At 72.7% G+C, this 9348-nt stretch carries 8 protein-coding genes; 4 read left to right on the top strand and 4 right to left on the bottom strand.

Annotated features, from left to right (window positions below; all coding sequences use genetic code 11):
• On the top strand, positions 1-634 hold a 634-nt coding region (locus tag AAT21_RS38625), incomplete at its 5' end, for a TerD family protein (RefSeq protein WP_046775644.1).
• Positions 635-736: 102 nt separating this feature from the next.
• Entirely contained in the window at positions 737-913 is a 177-nt protein-coding gene (locus tag AAT21_RS37920; RefSeq protein ID WP_167344711.1) for a hypothetical protein, read from the top strand.
• Between the two features lie 36 nt (positions 914-949).
• Here the strand turns inward: AAT21_RS37920 and AAT21_RS04980 are convergent, their stop codons facing one another.
• Positions 950-2389 (bottom strand): alkaline phosphatase PhoX, encoded by a 1440-nt coding sequence (locus tag AAT21_RS04980; protein ID WP_046775399.1) that lies wholly within the window; start codon positions 2387-2389, stop codon positions 950-952.
• A gap of 193 nt (positions 2390-2582) precedes the next feature.
• Positions 2583-4082, bottom strand: a complete 1500-nt coding sequence (locus AAT21_RS04975; protein ID WP_046775398.1) for a hypothetical protein — start codon at positions 4080-4082, stop codon at positions 2583-2585.
• A 377-nt stretch (positions 4083-4459) separates the two neighbouring features.
• On the opposite strand from AAT21_RS04975, the gene AAT21_RS04970 reads away from it, so the two are divergent.
• Positions 4460-6301 carry an endonuclease/exonuclease/phosphatase family protein gene (locus tag AAT21_RS04970; RefSeq protein WP_046775397.1) on the top strand — a complete coding sequence of 614 codons (1842 nt, stop codon included), beginning with the start codon at positions 4460-4462 and terminating at the stop codon, positions 6299-6301.
• A gap of 272 nt (positions 6302-6573) precedes the next feature.
• Complete coding sequence (locus AAT21_RS04965) at positions 6574-6828, top strand: hypothetical protein (RefSeq protein ID WP_046775396.1); 255 nt, start codon at positions 6574-6576, stop codon at positions 6826-6828.
• A 322-nt stretch (positions 6829-7150) separates the two neighbouring features.
• On the opposite strand, the gene dapD is transcribed toward AAT21_RS04965, so the two are convergent.
• Together dapD and AAT21_RS04955 are read right to left on the bottom strand one after the other, a co-directional pair.
• Entirely contained in the window at positions 7151-8131 is a 981-nt protein-coding gene (gene dapD / locus AAT21_RS04960; RefSeq protein WP_046775395.1) for a 2,3,4,5-tetrahydropyridine-2,6-dicarboxylate N-succinyltransferase, read from the bottom strand.
• Between the two features lie 9 nt (positions 8132-8140).
• Positions 8141-9340: an MFS transporter gene (locus AAT21_RS04955; RefSeq protein WP_235438675.1), complete on the bottom strand. Its 1200-nt coding sequence runs from the start codon at positions 9338-9340 to the stop codon at positions 8141-8143.
• Positions 9341-9348: the final 8 nt, after the last annotated feature.

Raw genomic sequence — 9348 nt, 5'->3', positions numbered from 1 at the left:
CCCCGCCCCCGCCCCCGCCGCACCCCCGGCCGCCCCGGCCGCCGCCCCCGCCACCGGGAAGATCAACCTGGACAAGGGCCGGGTCAGCCTCCAGAAGAACCAGACCGTCTCCCTGGTCAAGGGCGGCCGTCCGCTGCTCTCGCAGGTCAAGATGGGCCTCGGCTGGGAGCCGGCCTTCCGCGGCCGGGACATCGACCTCGACGCGTCCGTCATCGCGTACGGCCCCCAGCGCAACCACATCGACAGCTGCTACTTCGGCAAGCTGTCCATCCTGAACGGCGCCATCAAGCACTCCGGGGACAACCTCACCGGTGAGGGCGCCGGCGACGACGAGGTGATCGTCGTCGACCTCGGCCGGCTCCCCGCCGACGCCACCGGCCTGGTCTTCACGGTCAACTCCTTCTCCGGCCAGAAGTTCACCGACGTGGCCAAGGCCTACTGTCGGCTGATCGACGCGGCCAGCGGCGAGGAGCTGGTCCGCTTCGACCTCACGAGCGCCGAGCCGCAGACGGGCGTGATGATGGCGAAGCTGATCCGTCAGTTCTCCGGAGAGTGGGAGATGACGGCCATGGGCGAGTTTGTGAAGTCGCGCACAGTGCGCGGCATGGTCAAGCCCGCCGCGCAGGCACTCTGAGCAGGTGGGCGGGCACGCGCGGCCACCGGACGGCTCCGCGGGTGATGGATGCCACGCGTAATCCGTGGGTGGCTGTCAGTGCCCGCCCGTAGCCTTGGAAGCATGCACGAGACACTCACGCCCGCGGGGCCCGCCCGCCCGTCCGCCGCCGAGGCGAACGAGGCGATACGGCACCTCGTGGAGACCCGGGTGGACGGCGAGTGGCCTTCCGAGGCGTATGAGTTCCTGCTTGCCGAGTGGGCCGAGGCCTCCCGCGCGGAGGTCTCCCCGGCCCACTGAGGCCCGCGATGCCCGCGATGCCGGCCGGGCGGAGCGTCAGCGTGCGCGCCGCCACGGCCCGGTGACGGCCAGCATGATGCCCGGGTCCTGGATGCAGGCGTACAGGGTGCGCCCGTCCGGTGAGAAGCAGACCCCGGTGAATTCGGAGTATTCGGGCTCCTCGGCCGACCCGATGTTCAGCTCGTTGCGCGCCAGCGGGTAGGTGCGCCCGGAGTCGGTCGCGCCGAAGAGGTGCTGCAGCCCCGAGCCGTCCTCCGCGATGACCAGGCCTCCGTACGGCGACACGGTGATGTTGTCCGGGCCGTCGTAGCCGCCGTCCGCCGACGGGTCGGCGTTGACCCCGATGAGGACGGTCAGCCGGATCGTGCGCCGCTTGGGGTCGTAGAACCACACCTGGCCGTCGTGCGCCGCGCCCGGGCTCTCCTCACGGGCGTAGGAGGAGACGAAGTAGGCGCCCCCGTCGCCCCACCACATGCCCTCCAGCTTGCGTCCGCGCGTCACCACGTTGGCCCCGAACTGCTTGCGCACGGGCACGGTCCGCGCGTCGCGGTCGGGCACGTCCACCCAGTCGACGCCGTAAACGGTGCCGATCCGCGTGGCACGCGAGAGGTCGTCGACGAACCGGCCCGAGCTGTCGGTGCACTTGGCGGCCTGGAGCACGCCGGCGTCGGCGGCGAGCGTACGGAGCCGGCCGCGCCCGTGCCGGAAGCCATGGGGCGGGGTCCAGCGGTAGAGCAGCCCGTTGGGGCCGGAGGCGTCCTCGGTCAGGTACGCGTGGCCCTGGCGCGGGTCGATGACCACGGCCTCGTGGTCGTAGCGGCCGAAGGCCTTGACCGGCCGCGGGTCGCGGTTGGCCCGGCGGTCGTGCGGGTCGACCTCGAAGACATAGCCGTGGTCCTTGGTCATGCCGTTCCTGCCCGCGAGGTCGGAGTTCTCCTCACAGGTCAGCCAGGTGTTCCAGGGGGTGGCGCCGCCCGCGCAGTTGGTCGACGTACCGGCGATGCCCACCCATTCGGCGACCTCGCCGCCCCGCCGGACCTCGACGACCGTGCATCCGCCGGCCGCGGCCGGGTCGTAGACGAGGCCCTCGGCGAGCGGGACGGGCCGGGCCCAGTTCTCCCGCCTGCCCTTGAGCTCGTGGTTGTTGACGAGGAGAGTGACGCCGCGGTGGCCCTCGAAGGCCGCGGTCCCGTCATGGTTGGACGGGGTGGTCTCGCCGGACTCCAGCCTGGTGACGCCGCTGTGCGTGATCACGCGGTACGTGAATCCGGCGGGCAGGGCGAGGATGCCCGCCGGGTCGGGGACGAGCGGGCCGTAGCCAAGCTCGCAGGGCCGCCCGTGCTCGTCGCGGTCCGCTGCGTCCTCGGCGGCCAGCGCGCCCGGAGCGGTGGCGAGGGCGCCGACCGTCCCGGTGAGCGCGACTCCCGCGCCGGCGATGACGGTACGGGCGGTGAAGTCTCTGCGGCTGAGCGGCATCGGGTCTCCAGGGGTGGGGAGTGGTGCGCCTGTCGTGCGGTCGTCGGCGCACACGCTCCCGCCCGCACGTGAACGGCGGCTGAATTACCCACGAAGGAGAACCGGCCCCACGCCGGTCGGCCTCAATGGCCGACTCCGGCCCAGGAACGGCGCATTGTCGCCCGCCTCCCCGACCGCGCGCTCAGAGCCTTGCTCAGGACCTGCGGGAGCGCGCCTTGAAGGCGGCCTTGCGGGCCTCCTTCGCCGTCTTCCGGTCGGGGTGCAGCCGTCCCACGGCCTCCAGGACCTGGACCGTCGAAGGGTGCCGGACGCGCCACACCTGGTCGAAGAAGCCCGCGTGATGGGCGGTCAGGGCCTCCATCAGAAGGGGCAGCTCCTCGGTCTCCCCGTCCGCGGCGAGCTGCGCCGCGATCGTGTCGACCGTCAGCCAGAACACCATCTCCGGGGCGGGCGCCGGTACCCCGGTCACTCCGTGCTCCGCCAGCCAGACCCGGGCGAGCCCGCCGAGCTCCGCCTCGTCCAGCACGGCGCGGACGGCCCCTTCGGCCTCCGGCCCGGCCAGCGCGAGGGCCTGCTGGCAGCGCAGCCTGCGCAGCGGGCCCCCTTCGTCGTCCCCGCGGGCGGCGGCGAGCAGTTCGGCGACGGCGGCGGACGGTTCACGGCCCGCCATCCACTGCTCGATCTCGGCCTGCGCCGCGTGCTCGGGGTAGGAGGAGACGGCGTCGAGGAGGGCGTCGGCGCCCTTGCCGGCCAGTTCGCCGACGGCGGGGGCGTCCACTCCGGCCTCCAGCATCCGGGCGCGGATCCCGTAGAGGCCGAGCGGGGTCAGCCGGACCATGCCGTAGCGGGAGACGTCCTCGTCGTCCTCGTCGTCGCCCGCGCGCTCACCGCGCCCGCCGTCCTCGTCGGGCTGCGCCATCAGCTCCTCGTCGACGGGCCGGAACTCCACCAGTCCGATCGGCTCCAGCTGCCGGAACTGGTCGTCCAGGCGCATCATCGCGTCCGATACCTGCTCCAGCACGGCATCGGTCGGCTCACCCATTCCGTCGGGAACGACCACCGACGCGGCCAGCACCGGAAGCGGAATCTGACGGTCCGCAGCCCTGCCCCCTGCGACGCTGAGCAGGTACAGATGAGCCAGGACCTCGTCGAGCAGGTCCGCCTCGCGGCCCGGGTTCCAGTCCAGCCGGTCGAAGTCGATCTCCCCGCCCGCGTCCAGCGCGTCGGCCAGGCCGTCCAGGTCCGGCACCGCCGCGTCGGCGAGCACCGCCTCCAGGGCAGCCCGCCACAGGCCGAGGACGTCGGCGGGCGCCCCGCCCGTCACCAGCGCCAGGTCCTCGCCGGGCGCGGCCGTGCCGTACGGCTCCCCGCCCGCCTCGCCGCCCCCTTCCGCGGCCGTGTCCTCCTCCGGTTCGGTCACGTCCACCAGCCCGGTGTCCACGGCCACCCGCCAGGCCTGGCTCGCGTACCCGGCGGTGTCCTCGTCGCCGGCGTCGAGACCGAGATGGGCGGCGGCCCCGGCCAGTTGGTCGGCCGCCAGTTCGCCGCCGACGCCGACGCGGGTTGCGGGCCCGGCCCAGCGGGCCAGCCGCACGGCGCGCGCGAACAGCGGGGCTCCGAGGGCTTCGCGGGCCAGCTCCGCGTCGGAGTGCAGCCGTACCGGCGGCAGTGTGGGGTGCGACTCAGCGGACATGGGTGAGGGTCTCCTCGCGGACGCGGTGATGAGGGCGGGCCGTGACGGTCCGGCCGGGCGACCAGACCGTCATACGTGCCCGAAAACCGGCGACATGGCCGACATGGCGGGGCAGTGCGGGCATGGCGGATGTGGCGCAGATGACAGCCGTGGCCGTCGTACGGCGACCCAGCGTAGACGCATATCGGGCACGCCCGCCGGGCCATCGCCTTTGGTTCATCCCACAGTCGACTTCCGTCTGCCCTGGAGGGCTTGACAACTTTGCTGACAACACAGGAAATTGACGCGCGTAGACGTTTGGGGGCTGACCAACCCCCCGCAGATCTCGCTGTTCGCAGCCTCTCCCTACCCCTCTCCCACACCGGAGTTTCCTGACCATGCGCTCCTCGCATCCCCGCTCCGCCGCCGTCGCGGCCCTCGTCGCCACCGCGCTGGCCACCGGCCTGCTCGCGGGCTCCGCCGACGCGGCCGAGGGCGCGGCGTCCGCCGACCCGGTACGCATCCACGACATCCAGGGCACCACCCGGATATCCCCGCTCAACGGCAAGCAGGTCTCCGACGTCGAGGGCATCGTGACGGGCGTGCGGACCTACGGCTCGCGCGGCTTCTGGATCCAGGACCCCGACGCCGACGACGACGCCGCGACGAGCGAGGGCGTCTTCGTCTTCACCAGCTCGGTCCCGACCGTCGCCGTGGGCGACGCGGTCAAGGTCTCCGGCACCGTCGGCGAGTACATCCCCGGCGGCGTGAAGTCCGGCAACCAGTCGGTCACCCAGATCTCCAAGCCGGCGGTCACCGTGGTCTCCTCCGGCAACGCCCTGCCCGAGGCCACCGCGATCAACGAGTACAACGTGCCCGCCGAGTACGCCCCGGCCGGCGACCCGGCCGCCGAAGGCAGCATCAACGGCCTGACGCTGGACCCCTCGCGCTACGCCCTGGACTTCTACGAGTCCCTCGAGGGCATGAACGTCAAGATCGGCACCTCGCGCGTCGTCGGCGCCACCGACCCGTACTCCGAGCTGTGGGTCACGGTGAAGGGCTGGGAGAACGCCGCCAAGCGCGGCGGCACCGTCTACGGCTCCTACGAGTCCCAGAACACCGGCCGCCTGCAGATCCAGCAGCTCGCGCCGATCGCGCAGCAGCCCTTCCCGGTGGCCAACGTCGGCGACAAGCTGACCGGCACCACGGAAGGCCCGCTGGACTTCAACCAGTTCGGCGGCTACACCCTGGTGGCCCGCACCCTCGGCACCGTCAAGGCGGGCGCCCTGGCCCCCGAGAAGACCAAGCCGCAGACCGAGCACGAACTCGCGGTCGCCACGTACAACGTCGAGAACCTCGACCCGACGGACCCGCAGGAGAAGTTCGACGCGCTGGCGAAGGCCGTCGTCGAGAACCTCGCTTCCCCCGACATCCTCGCGCTGGAGGAGATCCAGGACGACAACGGCGCCAAGAACGACGGCACCGTCTCGGCGGAGCAGACCCTCACCAAGTTCACCGCGGCCATCGCGGCGGCGGGCGGCCCGGCCTACCAGTGGCGGACCGTCAACCCGGAGGACAAGAAGGACGGCGGCGAGCCCGGCGGCAACATCCGCCAGGTCTTCCTCTTCAACCCGGCCCGGGTCTCCTTCACCGAGCGCGCCCCGGGCGACGCGGTGACGGCGACGGGCGTGGTCAAGGAGAACGGCAAGACCCACCTGACCCACTCCCCCGGCCGCGTCGACCCCGCGAACCCGGCGTGGGCCGACAGCCGCAAGCCGCTGGCCGGCGAGTTCCTCTTCCGCGGCAAGACGGTCTTCGTGATCGCCAACCACTTCGGCTCCAAGGGCGGCGACGAGGGCCTGACCTCGCACCACCAGCCGCCGCTGCGCTCCTCGGAGGCCAAGCGGCTGCTCCAGGCGCAGGCCGTGAACGGCTTCGTGAAGCAGATCCTGGCGGAGGACAAGAACGCCAACGTCCTCGTGCTCGGTGACATCAACGACTTCGAGTTCTCGGCGACCACGGACGCGCTGGCCGACGGCGGGGCGCTGTACCCGGCGATCAAGTCCCTGCCGAAGACCGAGCGCTACTCGTACGTCTACCAGGGCAACGCCCAGGTGCTGGACCAGATCCTGACCAGCCCGGCGATCAAGAAGTTCACGTACGACAGCGTGCACATCAACGCGGAGTTCGCGGCGCAGAACAGCGACCACGACCCGCAGGTGCTGCGCTTCCGCCCGTAACCCCCGGGTCCGGAGCAGCAGGGGCCCGGCCGCCGTCCCGGCCGGGCCCCTTGCCACCGTTTCGCCGCGATCCTCCGTGCCACCGCCCGCCGGGCCCGGCCGGCCGCAGGCGCCCTGCTCGCCGCCGGGGACCGGGTTCCCGGGCGAGATGGGGACTTTCGGCCCTGACGTGACGCTCGCCACATCTCCACCGAATCGACCGGTTGTGGTGTTGAGTGTCTGCACGCCCGATCTTGTCCCGGCTCGCACCCCCGCATCCCTGGAGGATCCTGGTGTTCCCCTCGATCTCCCTCGCCCAGGAAATCGGCCTCGCCGTCCTGCTCGTGGCAGCGCTCGTCTGGGTGGCCGGCCTGGGCCACATGCTGCGGGACGGCCGCTTCCGGCAGCCGGAGCCCGGCGCGGCCGACGCCCTGCCGAGGATCCCGGCCCAGCGCACCTCGGCCGCGCACCCGATGGAGTCGGTCCAGCTGACCGAGGCGGAGGAGCAGGCCTTCGCCGGCCTGATCCGCACGATCCCCCACCACTGAGTACTCACCGATCATGCCGGTGCCCGGATGGTGAATGCCTCCGCCGACAGCGCCCGCCGGGCGCTTCGCTCGGGCCATGGCGACACACCAGGCGGATGCCTCGTAGATCCCCGGGGGAGCTGAGGGCCGGTGCGCCCGGCAGCCCGAGCGCGCTCGGCACACTGCTGGTCGGCACGTGTCCCGGAGCGCCCGCATGCATGGCGGCGCACACCCACCTCTTCGTCGACGGCGTACGCGGCCTTGCGCGGCCCGTGCTGAACACAGCCGGGCGCCCTCCCGGGCCGCTTGGGTCCGGGAGGGCGCCCGGGGACGGACGCGGGCGTCAGTTGTGGCTGTGCAGGACCTCGTTCAGGCCGCCCCAGTTCGCCTTGTACGGGCGGGCCTCGACGGCGCCGGTCACCGAGTTGCGGCGGAAGAGGATGTTGTCGGCGCCGGAGAGCTCCAGGGCCTTGACGATCTGGCCGTCCGGCAGGGTGACGCGGGTGCCCGCGGTGACGTACAGGCCGGCCTCGACGACGCACTCGTTGCCGAGGGCGATGCCGATGCCCGCCTCGGCGCCGACCAGGGTGCGCTCGCCGATGGAGATGATCTGCTTGCCGCCGCCCGAGAGGGTGCCCATGGTGGAGGCGCCGCCGCCGATGTCGGAGCCGTCGCCGACGACGACACCCGCGGAGATGCGGCCCTCGACCATGGAGGTGCCGAGGGTACCGGCGTTGAAGTTGACGAAGCCCTCGTGCATGACGGTGGTGCCCTCGGCGAGGTGCGCGCCGAGGCGGACGCGGTCGGCGTCGGCGATGCGCACGCCCTTGGGGGCGACGTAGTCCGTCATCCGCGGGAACTTGTCGATCGAGGTGACCTGCAGGTGCAGGCCCTCGGCGCGGGCGTTGAGGCGGACGGTCTCGACCTGGTCGACGGCGACCGGGCCGAGCGAGGTCCAGGCGACGTTGGTCAGCAGGCCGAAGACACCGTCGAGGTTCTGGCCGTGCGGCTTGACCAGGCGGTGGCTGAGCAGGTGCAGGCGCAGGTACGCGTCGTGCGCGTCCAGCGGCTTGTCCTCCAGGGAGGCGATGACCGTGCGGACGGCTACGACCTCGACGCCGCGGACCGCGTCGCTGCGGATCGCCTTGGCCGCGGCGGCGCCGAGGGACTCCACGGCCTGCTCGGCGGTGAGGCGCTCGGTGCCGGCCGGGCCGGGCTCGGCGACCAGCTCGGGGGCGGGGAACCAGGTGTCGAGGACGGTGCCGTCGGCGGTGATGGTGGCAAGTCCGGCGGCGACGGCGCCGGTGGTACGCGTAGCAGTCATGCCCGAAACCTAACCGGCGACGGCCTGAGGTTGCGAACCGGTCTCATGTGCCGGTCGGGCCGCGTGCCGCCGCTGCCGCGCCGAGGCCCACAGCACCGCCGCGCCCGCCGCCGCCGCGAGCCCGGCGCACAGCGGCCACAACAGCCCGGGCGCGGCCGCGTACAGCGCTCCGCCCAGCGGCGGGCCGATGACGACCCCGCTGACCGAGATCCCCGCGTACAGGCTCTGGAAGCGTCCGACGGCGTGCTCGGGTGCCTCGTCGGCGACGTAGGCGGTGGCGGTGGTCTTGTAGAGGATCTCGCCGAGGCTCAGCAGGACCATCATGACCACGGCGCTCGCGATCCCGGCTCCGAGCAGCAGCGCCGCGTACCCGGCCCCGACCAGCACCAGGCCGGTACCGATCACCGGCAGCGCCGGGCGCTCGCGCAGCGCGACGGCGGCGGGCAGCTCCAGCAGCAGGATCACCCCGCCGTTGAGGGCGATGACGAGCCCGAAGACGCGTGGGTCCAGGCCGTGGTCGGTGAGGAAGACGGAGAAGGTGGAGTACTGCTGGCGGTAGACGACGTCGGTCACCAGGATCGCGCCGAGCACCACCAGCAGGGCGGGCCGGGCCCGTAGTTCGGCGGCGAGTCCGCGGCCCCGACCCCCGTCCGGGGCCGCGGAGGCCGTGCGGGAGGCGCCGCGCGCCGGGACGACGCGGGCGGTCCAGAGGGCGAAGAAGAGGGTTCCGAGGCCGTCGGCGACGAAGAGCCAGTCGTACGAGAGGCCGGTCGCGATCAGGGCGCCCAGCGGCGGCCCGAGGGTGAAACCGCCGTTGGAGGCGCAGCGTACGAGGGCGAAGGCCTGGCGGCGGCCGCCCTCCGGAACGGTGACCGCGACCAGCGCGGAGTTGGCGGCCCGGATCACGCCGGAGGCGTACTGGGCCACCGGCATGGCCACGAAGAGGAGCGGCGCGGGCAGCAGCGGGAAGGCCATGAGGGTCAGCCCGCCCAGGGTGGCGGCGGCCAGGAGCACCCGGCGGTGGCCGAAGCGGTCTCCGTACCAGCCGCCGGTGAAGTTGCCCGCGACCAGGCCGACCCCGCCGATTCCGCTGACGAGGCCGGCCTGGGCGGCGCCGAGGCCGCGCGGGCCGGTCAGGTAGAGGAAGACGAAGACGAAGGTGAAGCTGACGACGGCGTTGACGAACACCCCCGCAGCCAGCAGCCACACGACCCTCG

This window comes from Streptomyces yangpuensis (genome assembly GCF_001005295.1).
GTDB lineage: Bacteria > Actinomycetota > Actinomycetes > Streptomycetales > Streptomycetaceae > Streptomyces > Streptomyces yangpuensis.
Note: the sequence above shows the minus strand (reverse complement) of the source record. Positions and strands in the feature narration are given on the sequence as shown.